Below are 17,210 nucleotides of genomic sequence, written 5' to 3' on the forward strand. Positions count from 1 at the left end.
TTGAGTGGGCTCTACTACGCTGATTTCATCAGCTTTTACAGCCCTACTCAACTGTGCGGAGGTGGGACGACGAAATCGAATTCTAACGAATTACCGATTTCTGTCCCACTCTCTTTAGTTTAGATATTTAATGAAGAACTCAATCAGTTTCATGATTTGTGTAAAGAACCAAGGCAGAAATAGAAGAGCTAGGAAGGTAACATGCCATTTCCAATAAAGTGAAACCAAGCCAACGGTTTCTCGAATCCAAGCGGATGGGAGATAGTAAAAGGCTGTTCTCGAACCGATACTTCGACCAGGTATTTTCAATCGTCTCATAAAGACACCTGCACGGAGCGCGTGAAAAGAATTGGTTACCACAAGGACTCTCTTGCCAAGCCCTTCTTCTTCAAGGATCCGCTTGCTAAAGGTCAGGTTTTCAAAAGTAGTACGAGAGCGATTCTCGATGAGAATGGCGTCTTCTGGAACCCCGTGTTCCATCAAGTATCCGGCCATCGCTTCCGCCTCAGCGATCAGCTCATCTGACCCTTGACCACCAGAAACAATTAGCTTTGGTCGTCCCTCGAACTGCTCATAGATGGCCTTTCCCTTATCAAGACGTTGGGCCAAGAGTGGGGGAACCTTGTCTCCAATCAAACCTGAGCCAAGAATGATAATGGCGTCTGGCTCTTTGCGAACCGGAAAGAGATTACAAAAGGTCCCATAGGATACATAAGAGAGGTAGAGAAAGGTCATGTAAAACAGGGCGAAGTCAGTCAGATAAATGAGGATGTCATTCCCTGGGAAATAGGGTAGAAAATGTAGTGCCAAAGCTCCGATAATAAACAGTCCATAAAGCAGAGAGAGGAGGTTGGCCAGTCTTTTTCCTTCAAAAAGCATCATTTGACGGCCGTTAAAAAGGAGAAAGATAGATGAGAAAATAATGCTGAGAAAAACGAGGATGGAAATCACAACAAATACAATCATTGCAATTTGTTGATTAAACCATAGCTCAGTTCGAACGACTAGTAGAAATGCAGAAATCAGTAGAAGAAGCCCCAAGTTTATCGAAAAGAGATAAGCATTGAAAAGCCTTCTGCGATCGCTCATAAAGAACAATAAAAAAATAAGAGCTGGAAATAACCAGAATAGATATAGATACATGTTTTGCCCCTCGTAAAATCTTACATCCATTGTACCATAATGACTGATAGAAATAGAGGATTGTTTATGCAAATAAGTTGCATTCTTCAAATGAATTTGATAAAGTTAAGATTATCGTTTTTTTAAGGAGATCGTATGTTACGAAAAGGTTCCCTGACAGGTTTATTACTGTTCGGTATTTTTTTTGGTGCTGGAAACCTGATTTTCCCACCGGCTCTTGGTGCTTTATCGGGTAATCAATTTTGGCCAGCTATTGCTGGGTTTGTCCTTTCAGGTGTGGGAATTGCCATTGTGACCTTGATTATCGGGACGCTTAATCCCAAAGGATATATTCATGAGATTTCTCGTAAGATTTCACCTGTTTTCGCGATTGTATACTTAGTTGCGCTTTATCTTTCGATTGGTCCTTTCTTTGCCATTCCAAGAACGGCGACGGTATCTTTCGAAGTGGGGATAGCCCCCTTATTAGGTGGAATGAATGCCAGTTTAGCACTTTTCATTTTTACCCTGGTCTACTTTTTGCTTGCCTTTCTGATTGCTTTGAATCCATCTAAGATTCTAGATCGAATCGGTCGTATTTTGACCCCGATCTTTGCGATTCTCATTTTGATCTTGGTTGTTCTTGGAGCTCTAAAATACAGTGGACATGCTCCAATGGTGGCTACAAAAGCCTATCAGGCTTCTGCCTTTGGGCAAGGATTTTTAGAGGGCTACAACACCTTGGATGCCTTGGCATCTGTTGCCTTTAGTGTGATCGCAGTGACTACCTTGAATCAACTTGGATTTTCAAGTAAGAAAGAATATATCAAGACCATTTGGTTGGTTGGGATTGTCGTAGCCCTTGGTTTTAGTGTGCTGTATATCGGTTTAGGATATCTGGGGAATCATTTTCCAATTCCAGCTTCTGTTATGGCATCTGATACCAATAAAGGGGTGTATGTATTATCAGAAGCGACCAAAGCGATCTTTGGTCCGACTGCTCAGATTTTCCTAGCAGGAATGGTGACGGTAACTTGCTTTACCACAACCGCTGGTTTAATCGTCTCTACCAGTGAATTCTTCCATAGTACCTTCCCTAAGGTTTCTTACAAGGTCTATGCAAGTGCCTTCACTTTGATTGGTTTTGCGATTGCCAACCTTGGCTTGAATGCCATTATTGCTTTCTCATTGCCGGTCTTGATGATTCTTTACCCAATCACCATTACCATTGTATTGATTGTGATAGTGAATAAATTTGTGGCTCTTTCAAAACCAGGAATGCAACTGACTATTTTCTTGGTCAGCTTGGTTTCTCTTGCAAGTGTTCTGGCAAGTACCTTTAAAATTTCACTAGTAGAAAAGGGGATTGCCTTGCTTCCATTTGCAGCTCAATCTCTTCCATGGTTGGTTCCAGTAGTTATAGGGATTCTTTTATCGCTCGTATTACCAAATAAACAAACGGCAGAAGAATAAGTCATATTAGAAACTCTAAAGGTTTGTGCTTTAGGGTTTTTCTTTTGAAACTAGTATCTAAATCCAAACTTTAGTAAAAAAACGTAGCAGAAATTTTTATTTTTTGTCAGTCAATGTTATACTGAATGTAGCATATCAATATACGGAGTGAACTATGAATCCAATCGTTTTTTCATTGACAGTTTTTCTTGCGGGTATTCTGTCTTTCTTTTCTCCCTGTGTCTTTCCTTTGCTTCCGGTTTATATTGGAATCTTACTAGGAAGTGATCAGGAAAAGGCTATCCAATTGTTCGGGAAAAAAATTCGCTGGCATGGCTTGCTGAAAACCCTTTGTTTTATTGCAGGTATTTCTGTTATTTTCCTCCTCATTGGTTTTGGAGCGGGCTTGCTTGGAAAGATCATGTACACCAATTGGTTCCGTTATCTGATGGGAGCCCTCATCATTATCCTTGGTCTTCATCAAATGGAAGTCTTTCATTTTCATTTCCTTGAAAAGCAAAAATCAGTAGATTTTGGAGCCAACAAACAGAAGAATGAATTGTTTTCAGCTTTTCTCCTTGGTCTTGGCTTTAGTTTTGGTTGGACGCCTTGTATTGGTCCAGTATTAGGATCAGTTCTTGCTTTAGCAGCATCAGATGGGCAAGATGCTCTTATGGGAGCTATTTATCTCCTTGTTTATACCTTGGGAATGGCCCTTCCGTTTTTACTGTTGGCCTTAGCATCTAGTCTGGTCCTACCTTACTTTAATCGTCTCAAACCCCATTTGTTATTGCTGAAGAAAATCGGCGGAGCTATCATTATTCTGATGGGAATTCTCTTACTTTTGGGACAATTGAACAGTTTGTCATCTATCTTTTCATAAAATAATCCGGAGGTATAACACATGATGAAAGGTATTAAATACGCTTGTTTCTCAGTTCTCTCTTTAGCTTTGCTGTCAGCTTGTTCCATGAATCAATCCAGTGAGAGTAGTATGGGCAATCAGCCAACAATGAATACAACAACGAATAAGCATCCTTTGGTAGGAAAAAACGCCAGTGACTTTGAGTTAAAGGATATGAAGGGGAATACGGTCAAACTTTCAGACTACAAAGGGAAGAAGGTCTATTTGAAATTTTGGGCAACCTGGTGTGGCCCTTGCCGGCAAAGTATGCCTGAACTAGATAAATTGGTCAAGGATACGGATAGAGACTTTGAAATTCTGACCATTATGGCACCAGGACTCCAAGGTGAAAAAACAGAAGAAGAATTCGTCAAATGGTTTGATCAACAAGATTACAAGTCCGTACCGGTCTTGTACAATCCAGATGGTTCTGCATTTGCAGATTATCAGGTTCGCTCTATTCCTACAGAAGTCTTTATAGACAGTCATGGGAAAATTGGACATGTCCAATTAGGGGCTATTTCAAACGACGATGCTAAGAAGATCATCAAAGACTTACAATAAAAAAATGAAGCACGAAGCTTCATTTTTTTCTAGTTTCTTAGTTGCTTGCGCCAGAAGTGGCATCGGCATCTCCGTGCCCTCCGTCACCATGTCCTCCAGCATCAGAAGCACCAGAAGTTGCATCTGCACTACCGTGTCCACCAGCAGGAGCAAATGGACCGCTTCCGCCAACTAGACGTTGTCCTGTTGTTTGTAGGTACCAGTCCAACCATGGTTTGAAGTTGAAGACAATCTCATTGATACCAGCGTATGAACCATCTTCATAGTACATAGCTTGGTAGTTGTGAGTGTTGATCACGCCTTCAGGAGATCCTGGAACAATGGTCCGAACATAGTCTTGGTTACCGTTACGAAGGGTACCAATCACCCATTCCACGTTTTTCATACGTGCTGGTGGTAGGGAGCCGTGAACGGTTGACATCCGGCTTCCTGATTGAGGTGGCACGCGTTTAGCAAACATGGTATCTGGATCTTGATGGGCATTGTTGTAGTAGAGGAATTGGTTGTTATCATCGGCATAAGTCAATTCAAATGGCATAGCCTTCAAGAACATATCAATTTGGTTAACGGTTAGGATACCGTGGTCGAGTTTGACATAGGTATCGCCAGAAACGGCACCAGTGATTTCAGCTACCTTTTCTACCCAATCTGGATCGTCAGGATCGACTTCAGTAACAGTTGTAGCGATTGGATGATTACAATCCAAGTCTTCTGGTTCAATTGGTTTTGGTTTTTTCAATTTCGATACAACCTCAACGTATTTCATAAAATTATCCAAGCAGGTTTCAAGGAATTTGACGGTTCCCTCGTTGATGATATTGCCGTTTTCGTCAAAAGCTTCTTTTGCTTTTCCAAGAAGGAATTCATTTCCTGGAAGAGTATAAGCATTGACACCTGGGGCATCGAGGATCTTACGGAGGTGAACTTGTGCACGTGAAGTCCCTTGATCATAGTAAGAAGCACCAACGATCATAACGGGTTTGTTTTCAAATGGATGCACCTCGAAAGAGAGCCATTCAAGAACAGACTTGAGAGCAGCAGAGATCGTATGGTTGTGCTCTGGAGTGGCAATGATGACACCATCTGCACGAGTGATTTTGTTATATAAAAGACGCAATTGGAAACTTTCGTCCCATTTTTCATCTTGGTTAAACATTGGAACTTCGTCGATTTCAAGAACTTCCAATTCAAATTTGATCTTAAATTGGCGGCGAATGAATTCCAAAAGTTTACGGTTATATGATTGATCGTAGTTCGATCCTACAAGTCCAACAAATTTCATTCTTTTCTGTCTCCTATCTTACAAGTTTTCCCAGTCAAATTCTTCAGCATCTTTGCGAAGTAATTCTTGGGCGTTGCGCAATTTGTCTGTAATTTTCACAAACACACGGAAATCATTGAAGACGGCATCTAATTTTTGAATAACATCTAAATCCACCAAGTCTCCATTTTGATCAAAGGCTTGCAATGAATGAGAGAGCAAGAATTCATCTGGCAAGACATTCGCTTTGATTTCTGGAGCATTTAAGATTTGGCGAAGTTGAAGTTGGGCGCGTGAAGATCCCAACGTACCGTATGATGCCCCAGTAATCATGACCGGTTTGTTCAACAATGGGAAGACTCCGTATGAGAGCCAAGCGAGTGCACTCATCAAGACTGCTGGAATAGAGTGGTCGTATTCTGGAGTTCCAATAATGACCCCATCAGCTTCTTCAATTTTGGCAACAATATCCAAGACAGCTTCAGGCACTTGTTTGTCGGCTGGTTTGTTAAAGACAGGGATATCTTTAATTTCGACCAATTCGATCACAGCCTTATCAGCAAAATGTTTTTGCATGTATTGAAGCAGTTGACGGTTTGTAGAACGTTTGGAGTTAGTCCCCACAATCGCAATAAGTTTTATCATGGAAAATTCCTTTCTGATAGGAGAATTATAAATAAGATTGAAGCCCACTTGTATAGGCGATCTTGCCTGATTGAGAAACCAATAAGGTATCTATACCAGGAAGTGATTCAACAGTGTTGAGGATAGAAGCAGGAGATTCCCCGAACAAGCGGGTAGTCCATATCTCCCCGTCTACGGATCGATCAGATATGATGGTGATACTGGCTAAGTCTGTCTCGACCGGATAGCCCGTCGCGCTATCAAAGATGTGGTGAAACGACTGGCCGTCAACTTCTAAATGACGCTCGTAGATACCAGAGGTGACAACAGATTTATCCTTGACGGAGAGGACCAGTAGGTGCTGGCCTCTTTTTTCGACTGGATTTTGAATACCAATCCGCCAAGGCTGTTGTTTGATGGGGTGTTGACCGACAGTGAGGATATTGCCTCCAAGATCAATCAAGGCATCTGTTACTCCCTGGCTCTTTAAAAAGGTCGCAATGCAGTCTGCACTATAGCCCTTAGCCAAGGCTCCTAAATCAATCTTCATTCCAGGACGCATCAGAAAGACTGTATGTTTTTCTGGGTCGAGCTGGATTTGGTGAGGATCGATCTTGGCCAGGGCTTGATCAATTTCCCCTTGCTGGGGACGTCTAGCATCTGAAAATCCAATTCGCCAGGTTTGTACAAGAGGACCAATGGCGATGTTTAAATGGCTGTCTTGAGCTTGACTATGCAAGGTACCTAATGCAATCAGTTCAAAAAGATCTGGATGAACTTGGACAGGAGCAATACCAGCTTGGTGATTGACCTCCATGAGTTCAGAACTTGCATCATTAGCACTGAAGCGATGTTCGTAGGAGCGAAGAAGCTCAAAGCAGCGGGCTAAGAGTTCATTCGCTTGTGGGTGACAGATCGAAACAGTGATGGTCGTTCCCATCAAACGTTCGGATCGACTACTTAGGTCCACTAAAAATCTATCCTTTCCTATTTTCACTCACTTACAGTATATCAAAAAGATATCGTTTTCACAATCCTTTCGAGCATATTGTTTGACATTTTTTGAAACATGTGAAGTGGGATTTTCTGGAAAATTGAAAAAAAGATCACAAATTCTGAGCAAAATAATTGTAACCGATATCATTTTTATGATATACTCAAGAAGTAAATTAAATTAAAGGTAGGATTTATTCTATGAGTAAAATCGTTGTTGTAGGGGCAAACCATGCCGGAACAGCTTGTATCAACACTATGTTAGATAATTTTGGAAATGAAAATGAAATTGTGGTTTTTGATCAAAACTCAAACATTTCATTCCTTGGATGTGGGATGGCGCTTTGGATCGGTGAACAAATCGATGGTCCTGAAGGTCTTTTCTACTCTGACAAAGAAAAATTGGAAGCAAAAGGTGCGAAAGTCTACATGAACTCTCCTGTTCTTTCAATTGACTATGATAACAAAGTGGTAACAGCGGAAGTTGATGGGAAAGAACACAAAGAATCTTACGAAAAATTGATCTTTGCGACTGGATCAACACCAATCATTCCTCCAATTAAAGGAGTTGAAATCGTACCTGGTAACCGCGAATTCAAAGCAACACTTGAAAATCTTCAATTCGTTAAATTGTACCAAAATGCTGAAGAAGTCATCGAAAAATTGAAAGACAACAGCAAACACTTGAACCGTATCGCCGTAGTTGGTGGTGGTTACATCGGTGTTGAACTTGCTGAAGCTTTCGAACGTCTTGGTAAAGACGTTGTCTTGGTGGATATCGTGGACACTGTCTTGAATGGCTACTACGACAAAGACTTCACTGACATCATGGCGAAAAACTTGGAAGACCACAACATCCGTTTGGCACTTGGACAAACGGTTCAAGCGGTTGAAGGAGATGGTAAGGTAGAACGCCTTGTAACCGATAAAGAAACCTTCGATGTAGATATGGTTATCTTGGCTGTTGGTTTCCGTCCTAATACAGCTCTTGCTGATGGTAAGATCGAACTCTTCCGCAACGGTGCCTTCCTTGTTGATAAGAAACAAAAAACGTCACTTCCAGGTGTATACGCAGTTGGTGACTGTGCGACTATCTTCGATAACGCTCGTAACGAAATGAGCTACATCGCTCTTGCGTCTAATGCGGTTCGTTCAGGTATTGTCGGTGCCTACAATGCGACTGGTCATGAATTAGAAGGAATCGGTGTTCAAGGTTCTAACGGTATCTCTATCTACGGCCTTCACATGGTTTCAACTGGTTTGACGCTTGAAAAAGCGAAAGCTGCAGGCTTCAATGCCACTGAAACTGGCTTTAACGACCTTCAAAAACCTGAATTTATCAAACACGATAACTATGAAGTTGGTATCAAGATCGTCTATGATAAAGATACTCGTCAAATCCTTGGAGCTCAAATGGTATCACGTGATAGCGCCATTTCAATGGCTATCCACATGTTCTCACTTGCGATTCAAGAACACGTGACGATTGATAAATTGGCCTTGACAGACTTGTTCTTCTTGCCACACTTCAACAAACCATACAACTACATTACAATGGCAGCTTTAACTGCTGAATAATGAATAATTGAAAAACAAAGCTAGCGGTGCTAGTTTTGTTTTTTTCTGATTTTCCATGTATTCAGAGGCAGTGAAATAAGGTATAATGAATAGGATAAGAGTTTGAAGGAGTTAGGGAATGTCTGCTAAAGAAGAAGCCTTAAAAAAGGAATTTCATTTTGCCTCTAGTTCAATTGTGGCCCATATTGTCAGAGGTGTTCTGGTTGGGATCGTTGTGGGCTGCATCGTCTCAAGTTTTCGTTTTTTGATCGAACATATTTTTCATTTTGTTCAAGGCGTTTACAAGGAGATGTCTGGTCAACCACTTTATTTACTGGCGATGCTGTTGGGGTATGGGGTGATCGTACTGATTGCTGGTCGCCTTATTCGCACCAATCGGGATATCAAGGGATCAGGAATTCCGCAAGTCGAAGCGGAGCTTAAGGGTCTCTTGGCGGTGAGCTGGTGGGATACCCTGTGGAAGAAGTATATTTTAGGTGTCTTGGCCATCGGAAGTGGCTTGATGCTTGGTCGTGAAGGTCCTAGTATTCAATTAGGGGCAATGGGTGGAAAAGGAGTGGCCCATCATTTGAAGGTCAGTCCGGTTGAGGAGCGATCTTTGATTGCAAGTGGAGCTGCTGCTGGTCTTGCGGCTGCCTTTAATGCACCTATAGCGGGGCTCTTATTTGTGGTTGAAGAGGTCTACCATCATTTTTCACGCTTCTTTTGGATTTCGACCTTGGCTGCTAGTTTGACGGCTAATTTTATTTCACTTAATGTCTTTGGTCAAACACCCGTACTTCATATGCCGCAAAATATTCCGCCACTCCATCTGTCACAGTACTGGATTTATCTTTTTCTTGGAGTCTTTTTAGGGGCAGCAGGTTATGTCTACGAAATAGTGGTCCTTAATATCGGTCGATTGTATCGTTTGCTAGAGAAGATTTTCCATGTTCCTTCTCATTATTCTTCTTTATTTGCCTTTGTCTTGATTCTTCCAATCGGCTATTTCCTTCCACAAATTCTTGGTGGTGGGAACCAATTGGTTTTGGATTTAGCTCGAGTACCGTATCCAGTGCTGACCATTCTTCTCTATTTTGCGATCCGCTTCATCTGGAGTATGTTAAGCTATGGTAGTGGATTACCTGGTGGGATTTTCTTGCCTATACTAGCATTAGGATCACTTTTAGGTGCCATCGTTGGAACCTTCCTTCAAAACATTGGCTTTATCTCTCAAAACCAGCTGCCTCTTTTCATTATTTTAGGAATGAGTGGGTATTTTGGGGCTATTTCAAAAGCACCTTTAACAGCGATGATCTTAGTAACAGAGATGGTCGGTGATATTCGTAGTTTAATGCCCCTAGGCATGGTGACCTTGCTGGCTTATATGATCATGGATCTCTTCCATGGAGCGCCAGTCTATGAAGCCATGCTCGAGCAATTGTTGCCGGATAAGGCGCAAGAAGAAGGAGAGTTGACTTTAATTGAGATCCCTGTATCAGAAAAGATTGCAGGAAAACAAGTTCATGAACTGCACCTCCCTCAAGATATCTTGATCACCACGCAAATGCGAAGCGGGAAGAGTTATACGGTCAATGGTGCAACCCGCTTGTATCTTGGAGATAGCATCTTTGTGGTGGTTAAAGAATCTGAAATCGGACGGGTCAAGGATATTCTTTTGTAAAAGACAGATTCTCAGAAAAGCTTTTCTATTATTAAATTTTCAGACAATTATTGAAAAATGAGAAAATATCTGGTAGAATAAGGGCAAGAACAAATGAGGAGAAGTCTTTCATGAAAAAATATAGTCTACTCTTATTGAGTGTTGCTCTTTTAGCAGGGTGTGCAAATTCTACTAGCAAACAGTCGAATCAAAAGACGCAAACCAGCTCAACGGTGCAGTTGTCGAAGGATGACCAGAAGACCTTGGACAATGCGACAGCTGAATACAAAGACTTTGTTGAAATGCAAATTGACCAATTGCTCAAGGATACAGAAGGATTCCGAGCTACCCTAAAAGACGGTAATTTAGAAGAAGCTAAAAAGCAATACCCCTTGATCCGTATGGCCTATGAACGTTCCGAACCGATTGCTGAAACCTTCGGGGAATCAGATGTCAAGATCGACTACCGTTTGGTGGATTATGTGGATGAAAATAAATCAGAAGATGGCTGGTCAGGTTTCCACCGGATTGAGCGTATCCTTTGGGAAAACAATACTACAGATGGAACAGACAAATACGCTGACCAACTGGTGAACGATATTAAGGAGTTGAAAGCTAAAATTGCTACAGTAGAAGTAACACCGGATATCATGTTGACCGGAGCTGTTGATTTGCTCAATGAAGTGGCAACGCAAAAGATTACAGGTGAAGAAGAAGTCTTCTCTCATACAGATCTTTACGACTTCCGAGCCAATATTGAAGGGGCTGAAAAGATCTTCTCTCTCTTTAAACCTTTGATTGAGAAAAAAGATTCTAAATTGGTTAAAACCTTGGAAGCAGAATTCAAAAATGTCAATGCTCTATTGGACAAACACATGACAGATGATTCAAACTATAAGTCTTACACAGACTTATCCAAGGAAGATACCAAGGAATTGGCAGAAGCTGTGACCAAACTTGGTGAACCTTTGTCTCAAATGGGTGTGATTTTAGATGGGAAATAAGAAAAATGGCTGACGAAAAATTTTTAGATAAAAAAATGGACCGTCGTGAATTTCTAAAAAAAGCAGGTATTGGAGGGGCTGGTCTAGCGCTGGGTCTCTCTGGTGCATCTGCTTTTTTCGCTAATCAAGACAGTTCCAGCAAAAAAGCTTATGATGGGGATGAAGACATCTCCTTTTATGGCGAGCACCAAGCAGGGATTACGACGGCCATGCAGAAGGCTTGCTACTTGGTTGTATTAGATCTTCACACGACGGACAAAAAAGAAGTCATCCAGCTCTTTAAAGACTGGACCGACTATAGTAGTAAATTAGTCGAAGGAGAATTGGTCAAAAAAGATGGTTCCAATGCCCTCTTGCCACCAACAGATACAGGTGAAACAGTAGGACTCAACCCCTATCGCTTGAGCCTGACTTTTGGAGTTTCGGCCTCCTTTCTAAAGAAACTGGGCTTGGAGGCCAAACGTCCCAAACTCTTTCGTGATTTACCCCCATTTCCAAAGGAGCAGTTGCAGGACAAATATACAGGTGGCGATATCGTCATTCAGGCCTGTGCAGACGATGAGCAAGTAGCCTTTCATGCGGTGCGAAATCTGATTCGTAAGGGTCGCAATACTATTACCATGAAGTGGAGCAAATCAGGTTTTGCGGCCATTGGTGACCGAAAAGAAACACCCCGCAACCTCTTTGGTTTCAAGGATGGAACCGCAAATGTCACGACGGAGAAGGATTTTGACAAGGTCGTCTGGACTGACAGCAAGGACTGGATGAAGGGTGGTTCCTATATGGCTCTTCGTCTAGTGCAAATGCACCTGGAAACTTGGGACCGAACCAATTTGCAGGAGCAGGAAAACACTTTTGGTCGCTACAAGGAGTCCGGTGCTCCCTTTGGTAAAACCAACGAATTTGATGAGGTGGATTTATCTAAACTACCTGTAGATTCACATGTTCGTTTGGCCAAAGAAGTCGATCGTCCGATTTTACGGCGTTCTTATTCTTATTCGGATGGCATCAATGAACAGACTGGGCAATTTGATGCTGGCTTGATCTTTATCGCCTTTCAAAAGGATCCGAACAGCTTTGTCAAAATCCAAACCAACTTGGGCGCAGTGGATAAAATGAACGAGTACATCACTCATATCGGAAGTGGACTCTTTGCTTGCTTTGCAGGCGTTGAGAAAGGAGGGTATCTTGGTCAAGCACTCTTTGAATAAATTCTTGATCCTGTTAGGCCTTCTTGCCTTGTTCTGGACTCATCCAGTGGCTGCGGAGTCTTACAGCGATCTCTTTATCAAGATCACGGATGCAACAACCGCTGTACAAAATAAAGACCAGAAAAAGGCCAAGGAATTGATCGCTGAGATTCAGGCTGATTTTGAATCCAAAGACCACCATGATTCCAAGGCAGGGAAAAAAGTTAGCCAAGCCCTGGCTATAAAAGGGGAGGTAAGCAAAGAGGATCTCACCAAGATCTCATCAGCCTTGCTAGCTTTTGAAAAAGAGCAAAATCCGGTAGATTTAGAGGCGGAAAAAGACAAACTCGTGAGTCGCCTCACACCTTACTTTAAGAACCTACAAGAGGCCATTACAGCTAAGGATCTGGATAAAACTCGTCAAACCTATGCAGATCTCAATAATACCTGGACACGAAACGAAGCAGTGGTGAGGGATCATAGCACAGCCTACTATGGCAAAATCGAGACGGCCATTTCGCTCTTACGTAGTAGTATTGAAACAGAGCCTACCGACTTCACCAGCATCCAGTCCTCCTATGATGACCTAAAAAATGGGATTGATGCCTTTGTAAAAGGAGAAGCGATTAGCAGTGCCAGTACGGATTTGACACTGAAAGATGGGATCAAGCTTTTGGAGAAGGCGCAAAGCCAATTCCAAGCTGGTGATGAAAAATCTGCTGCAGCAACTATGAAGCAGTTCATCACCATCTGGCCAACCATTGAGGGGGATGTCAGCACGACCAATCCAAGTCTCTACACGCGCGTAGAGAGTGAATCCCCGGTCATTATGGTTAAGGGGAAAGAAAAGACCTATCAAGAGAAATTACAAGCCTTGATCAGGGACCTGTCTGCGATTGATACGACAGCTTCTTACAACGCTTTTGATGCTATGTTGATTCTTCTGCGTGAAGGAGTAGAAGCGCTTCTGATCGTCATGGCGCTTGTGACGACCCTTAAGGCCGCTAAGATGAGGAAAGGACTCAAATGGGTCTACGGTGGAGCCATTGCTGGCGTTCTTGCCAGTGCAGCGATCGCTCTTGTTTTGCAAGTAGCTTTTCCAGCCGTTACTTCGGGGTCTAACCGGGAAATCATTGAAGGTGGCGTTGGGATTTTCGCTGTAGTCATGATGATTCTCATCGGAATTTGGCTCCACAGCAAGTCCTCTGTCAAACAGTGGAATGCCTTTATGGACCGTCAAATGAAGACCGTAACGGCTACAGGAAGCTTTGTCTCGATGTTTGCCCTCAGTTTCTTAGCAGTCTTTCGTGAAGGGGCTGAGACTATTCTCTTCTATGTCGGGATCATTCCTCGGATTACGACCGCGAATTTCTTACTGGGAATCGGGCTTGCTATAGCTGTCCTCATCATCATTGCAGGGGCCATGACCAAGGCTAGTCAAGCTATCCAACCTCACAGAATCTTTTTCATTCTGACTTGGTTGATTTACGCCTTGGCCTTCAAGATGCTCGGTGTCAGCATTCACGCCCTGCAGTTGACCAATATCCTCCCTAGCCATTTGGTCAATGGACTTCCAACCATCGATTGGGCGGGCATCTATCCAAGCTGGGAAGTTCTTCTTCCTCAATGTATCTTTGTAGCCTTGATCGCACTCGTTACGGTGAGACAACATGGCAAAGAGTAGAGCAGATGAAATGACCATTGTTGAGCATTTGGTTGAATTTCGAAAACGATTGATCGCAGTGGTCTTGTGTTATATTATCGTCTTCATCCTATCCTTTGTATTTGGTGGAGAACTCTATCAAGCCTTGACGGCTAGCCTCCATCAAAAACTGCTGGTACTGGGACCGAATGATATCCTCTGGATCTATGTATCGCTGGCAAATCTCACAGCTTTTAGCCTGACCTTGCCCTTTATTGTCTACCAGATTTGGCAATTTGTAAGACCGGCTTTGAAGGAGAAGGAGGCGCGTGCAGTCTTTGCCTACATCCCAGCTAGCTTTATCTGCTTTGTGCTGGGACTTGCATTTGGTTATTTCTTTGTCAGCCCAGCTATTTTAGAGGTCCTGATGCGCTTGGGAGAAGGGCTGTTTGATACCCAATTGACGGCACAAAATTATCTAACCTTCTTATGGCACACCACCTTGCCTTTAGGGGTCTTGTTCGAGTTACCAGTTTTGGTCGCTTTTCTGACCTCGATTGGACTTTTGACACCACAGTTTTTAATAACCTACCGACGTTATGCTTACTTTGTTCTGCTGGTCTTAGCCGTCGTGCTAACCCCTGCAGACTTTATCAGTGACTTGGCCATGACACTCCCTTTGATCCTCTTATTTGAAGTCAGTGTCGCCTTCAGTAAAGTCATCTATTCAAGAAAAAGGAGAAACTAATGGGAATTTTACGTGATATTGGAGCACCAGGTTTGATCATCATCATCCTGGGCGCCCTCTTGATTTTTGGACCAAAACGCCTGCCTGAGTTGGGCCAGTCCATCGGCAAAATGTTTGCTGAATTTAAGACAGCTGTCAATAAAGGCAGTGAAGAAGCCGATCAAGACGCCAAAGAAGCTAAAGAAGAAAAAGAATAATCAGACAATTTTCAAAATTCTATTGAGTTCGATTGCATAAAAAGGTATAATAAGACAAGTACTTGCAATCGACGAAGGAGGAAACCATGATTATTACGATTTTGTCACTCATTTTCTATTTTAGCTATATCGGATTCTTATGCTGGTTGGTCGTAAAAATTGTCGAAAAATTGTTCAATTTCTTGTTGAACCGTTAATGAAGAAACAATCCATTTCACCCCGAGTGAGTGGATTTTTTGTGTCCAATTCAGTTAGAAAGATTCAAACAAAGAGGTTTTAACGGTCTCAGATTGAAGATAAAGTCATATAAAAAACTTTCCTTAAGTGAGTACGGACGTCAGCGAACTTATTAGAAGTTCCATGACTAAATCAAAATACAAAGGGCGTCTGCGGATAAAGTCAAAAGAGGAAATTAGAAAGCAAGTGAAACAACACAACAAAACCATCGTTTTACTGACTGTTTTGTTTATTGCTATGCTTTCCATTTAAATGTTTTTATATCTTTCAACTTCTAGTATTTCTTGTTACTAGTGATGGACTATATCGTTTGTTTTTCTTATTTATTTTATAAGAATGTTAAGCTTAATAGAAATACAGTAATTACAAGATTGTAATATATTCTGTTATAGCTTTATGTGGCATGGGTATAAATTGATATGACTTTTATTATCTATGGTATAATGAGATAAATTTGGAGTTGTAGAGGCGAGCATTTGGAAGAACATAGACCTGATTTTAGAGATATAAAATCATTTGAAGAATTTAACAGATACTACTGGTATCGAGAAGAGCTTTCACAAATTTGTAAGTACCTTGGATTAGAATACAGATGTACAAAAAAAGAATTAAATCATATTATAGAACAATATTTTAGGGGAAATAGAGTAGAAAAAGTTTTGAGGAAAAGAAACAAAAATCAAACCGAAATAATAACCCTAAATACATCATTACTTGAATGTGGGTTTTCCTTTAATCAGAAATTTCGTGATTATTTTTCAGCTGTAACAGGTGTTAATCCGTTTAAGTTTAATGCTGATATGGCAACTGCTTGGAGAAAAGTAAAACGGGACAACAACATAAATTTTACAATCCAAGATATGATTAAAATATACTATGGAGAGTCAGACTACGCCAAGTATGATAATTCAGCTTGCCAATGGAATCAATTTCTAAAAGACTTTTGTGCCGATGAATTTAGCAATCATTACTCCAACAAGTTAAAAGTTGCGGCTATCCTTTGGAATGAAGTTAGAGATTCAAAAAATAAAAAAATTTATTCACGGGGACTTCTAAAAGAATATAGCTACAAAATAGAGGAGTACTGTAAGTAAACAACTTCAAGTTTGTCGAATGGAATATAAAGTATTAAAGACGATAGCACTCTGTTTTTGCAGAGTGCTTTTTTGTTTTATAGAATATAAGAGAATGTGGGATACTTGCTTTCTCTGCTAGATGATCGAGCAGAGAAAGATTTATTAGATATGACATCAGTCAGCTAAACCCTTTTAGCTGGCTTTTTTGTTAGCGACTCGGTCATTAACTTGCTTGTCAAAATATAATTCGGTATCATAGATATATAATGTTTGGTAAGTAAGTCCTATTGTCAGTTCGGAACAAGTAGATAGGAGAAGGGGAGAAAAAACTAGTGAATAAAGACCAATTGATAGAGAAACCAGAAATAAATATTGTTGGGGTTATTGCAAATCATCAGTTTAACTGGTATATTTGTTCAAACGAAATGTGGACAATGGATATCGATAAATATATTCAGGCATACCAGGAAGCAGGTCTGGATGTTGATTTCTCCTATTTACCTGAGATTCAGCAGAATCTTCATGTGATTACAAAAAGCAATCTTGAGAGCTACTTAGAAATGTATAAAGATGATTGGCTGAAGGTGACGGTTGAAGAATTGATCTCAATGATCAAACGTTCAATGGAAGAGGAGAACTTGAATTCAGAGATTATTCTGGAAGGAAAAGCCTTGCTTCCGGATCTTTTCATCGATTTTGATAAAGAAGAATTTTATTCAAACCATCTGGGGATGAAAAACTACGAAAGATATGTGCCAAACGGATGGAAGTTTTTTTCAGGACGTTTTGATCATTTGATCCCCAAAGAGGAGCAATATTGGATTGAAGAGACCAAGAAAACTGAAGGAACTAGTCTTCTATTCATATAAAAATAATACAGTTTAAAAGTATTTCATGAGACTGTGAAATGCTTTAAAATTTCGCCACATTTCAAATCTTTATATTCCGTTTCGTTAGGAATAGCGATGGAAAGCCA

At 41.2% G+C, this 17,210-nt stretch carries 16 protein-coding genes; 12 read left to right on the top strand and 4 right to left on the bottom strand.

Annotated features, from left to right (window positions below; genetic code table 11):
* Window positions 1–114: 114 nt before the first annotated feature.
* On the bottom strand, window positions 115–1,143 hold the full coding sequence (locus tag WKT08_RS00110) for a YdcF family protein (RefSeq protein WP_340279466.1): 1,029 nt from the start codon (window positions 1,141–1,143) through the stop codon (window positions 115–117).
* A gap of 135 nt (window positions 1,144–1,278) precedes the next feature.
* On the opposite strand from WKT08_RS00110, the gene brnQ reads away from it, so the two are divergent.
* The 3 genes from brnQ (at window position 1,279) to WKT08_RS00125 (ending at window position 4,042) form a co-directional block, all read left to right on the top strand.
* Window positions 1,279–2,595, top strand: a complete 1,317-nt coding sequence (gene brnQ, locus WKT08_RS00115) for a branched-chain amino acid transport system II carrier protein (protein WP_195423191.1) — start codon at window positions 1,279–1,281, stop codon at window positions 2,593–2,595.
* Between the two features lie 154 nt (window positions 2,596–2,749).
* Window positions 2,750–3,457 (top strand): thiol-disulfide oxidoreductase-associated membrane protein CcdA2, encoded by a 708-nt coding sequence (ccdA2, locus tag WKT08_RS00120; protein ID WP_049482972.1) that lies wholly within the window; start codon window positions 2,750–2,752, stop codon window positions 3,455–3,457.
* Window positions 3,458–3,481: 24 nt separating this feature from the next.
* Window positions 3,482–4,042, top strand: coding sequence for a TlpA family protein disulfide reductase (locus WKT08_RS00125; protein ID WP_340280078.1), 561 nt, complete (start codon window positions 3,482–3,484; stop codon window positions 4,040–4,042).
* Window positions 4,043–4,079: 37 nt separating this feature from the next.
* Here WKT08_RS00125 and WKT08_RS00130 read toward each other — a convergent pair whose 3' ends face one another.
* From WKT08_RS00130 to WKT08_RS00140, 3 genes are read right to left on the bottom strand one after another with little or no spacing between them, the layout of a single operon-like run.
* The gene (locus WKT08_RS00130) at window positions 4,080–5,324 is read right to left on the bottom strand and encodes an NAD(P)H-dependent oxidoreductase (protein WP_049507732.1); all 1,245 of its coding nucleotides are present in this window, start codon (window positions 5,322–5,324) and stop codon (window positions 4,080–4,082) included.
* 18 nt (window positions 5,325–5,342) lie between these two features.
* Complete coding sequence (locus WKT08_RS00135) at window positions 5,343–5,948, bottom strand: NADPH-dependent FMN reductase (protein ID WP_195423193.1); 606 nt, start codon at window positions 5,946–5,948, stop codon at window positions 5,343–5,345.
* A gap of 25 nt (window positions 5,949–5,973) precedes the next feature.
* Window positions 5,974–6,897, bottom strand: a complete 924-nt coding sequence (locus WKT08_RS00140) for an FAD:protein FMN transferase (protein WP_195423195.1) — start codon at window positions 6,895–6,897, stop codon at window positions 5,974–5,976.
* Window positions 6,898–7,121: 224 nt separating this feature from the next.
* Between WKT08_RS00140 and nox the strand changes: the two genes are divergently transcribed.
* From nox to WKT08_RS00185, 9 genes are all read left to right on the top strand, one after another.
* A complete protein-coding gene (gene nox, locus WKT08_RS00145; RefSeq protein ID WP_340279467.1) occupies window positions 7,122–8,498 on the top strand; it encodes a H2O-forming NADH oxidase in 1,377 nt (458 codons plus the stop codon).
* A gap of 118 nt (window positions 8,499–8,616) precedes the next feature.
* The gene (locus WKT08_RS00150) at window positions 8,617–10,161 is read left to right on the top strand and encodes a ClC family H(+)/Cl(-) exchange transporter (protein ID WP_340279468.1); all 1,545 of its coding nucleotides are present in this window, start codon (window positions 8,617–8,619) and stop codon (window positions 10,159–10,161) included.
* Window positions 10,162–10,271: 110 nt separating this feature from the next.
* Complete coding sequence (gene efeO, locus WKT08_RS00155; protein WP_118228191.1) at window positions 10,272–11,144, top strand: iron uptake system protein EfeO; 873 nt, start codon at window positions 10,272–10,274, stop codon at window positions 11,142–11,144.
* A 5-nt stretch (window positions 11,145–11,149) separates the two neighbouring features.
* The gene (efeB, locus tag WKT08_RS00160; protein ID WP_340279469.1) at window positions 11,150–12,355 is read left to right on the top strand and encodes an iron uptake transporter deferrochelatase/peroxidase subunit; all 1,206 of its coding nucleotides are present in this window, start codon (window positions 11,150–11,152) and stop codon (window positions 12,353–12,355) included.
* The gene (locus WKT08_RS00165) at window positions 12,333–14,018 is read left to right on the top strand and encodes an FTR1 family iron permease (protein ID WP_340279470.1); all 1,686 of its coding nucleotides are present in this window, start codon (window positions 12,333–12,335) and stop codon (window positions 14,016–14,018) included. The genes efeB and WKT08_RS00165 overlap by 23 nt, the downstream gene beginning before the upstream one ends.
* On the top strand, window positions 14,005–14,724 hold the full coding sequence (gene tatC / locus WKT08_RS00170; protein WP_340279471.1) for a twin-arginine translocase subunit TatC: 720 nt from the start codon (window positions 14,005–14,007) through the stop codon (window positions 14,722–14,724). The genes WKT08_RS00165 and tatC overlap by 14 nt, the downstream gene beginning before the upstream one ends.
* Window positions 14,724–14,921, top strand: coding sequence for a Sec-independent protein translocase subunit TatA/TatB (locus WKT08_RS00175; protein ID WP_023918087.1), 198 nt, complete (start codon window positions 14,724–14,726; stop codon window positions 14,919–14,921). Before tatC ends, WKT08_RS00175 begins: the two co-directional genes overlap by 1 nt.
* Window positions 14,922–15,634: 713 nt before the next feature.
* A complete protein-coding gene (locus WKT08_RS00180) occupies window positions 15,635–16,252 on the top strand; it encodes an SAP domain-containing protein (protein ID WP_023918090.1) in 618 nt (205 codons plus the stop codon).
* A gap of 314 nt (window positions 16,253–16,566) precedes the next feature.
* Window positions 16,567–17,103 carry a hypothetical protein gene (locus WKT08_RS00185; protein ID WP_023918092.1) on the top strand — a complete coding sequence of 179 codons (537 nt, stop codon included), beginning with the start codon at window positions 16,567–16,569 and terminating at the stop codon, window positions 17,101–17,103.
* Window positions 17,104–17,210: the final 107 nt, after the last annotated feature.

The sequence above is a fragment of the Streptococcus sp. HCA-5024 genome, assembly GCF_037890265.1.
Lineage (GTDB): Bacteria > Bacillota > Bacilli > Lactobacillales > Streptococcaceae > Streptococcus > Streptococcus lingualis.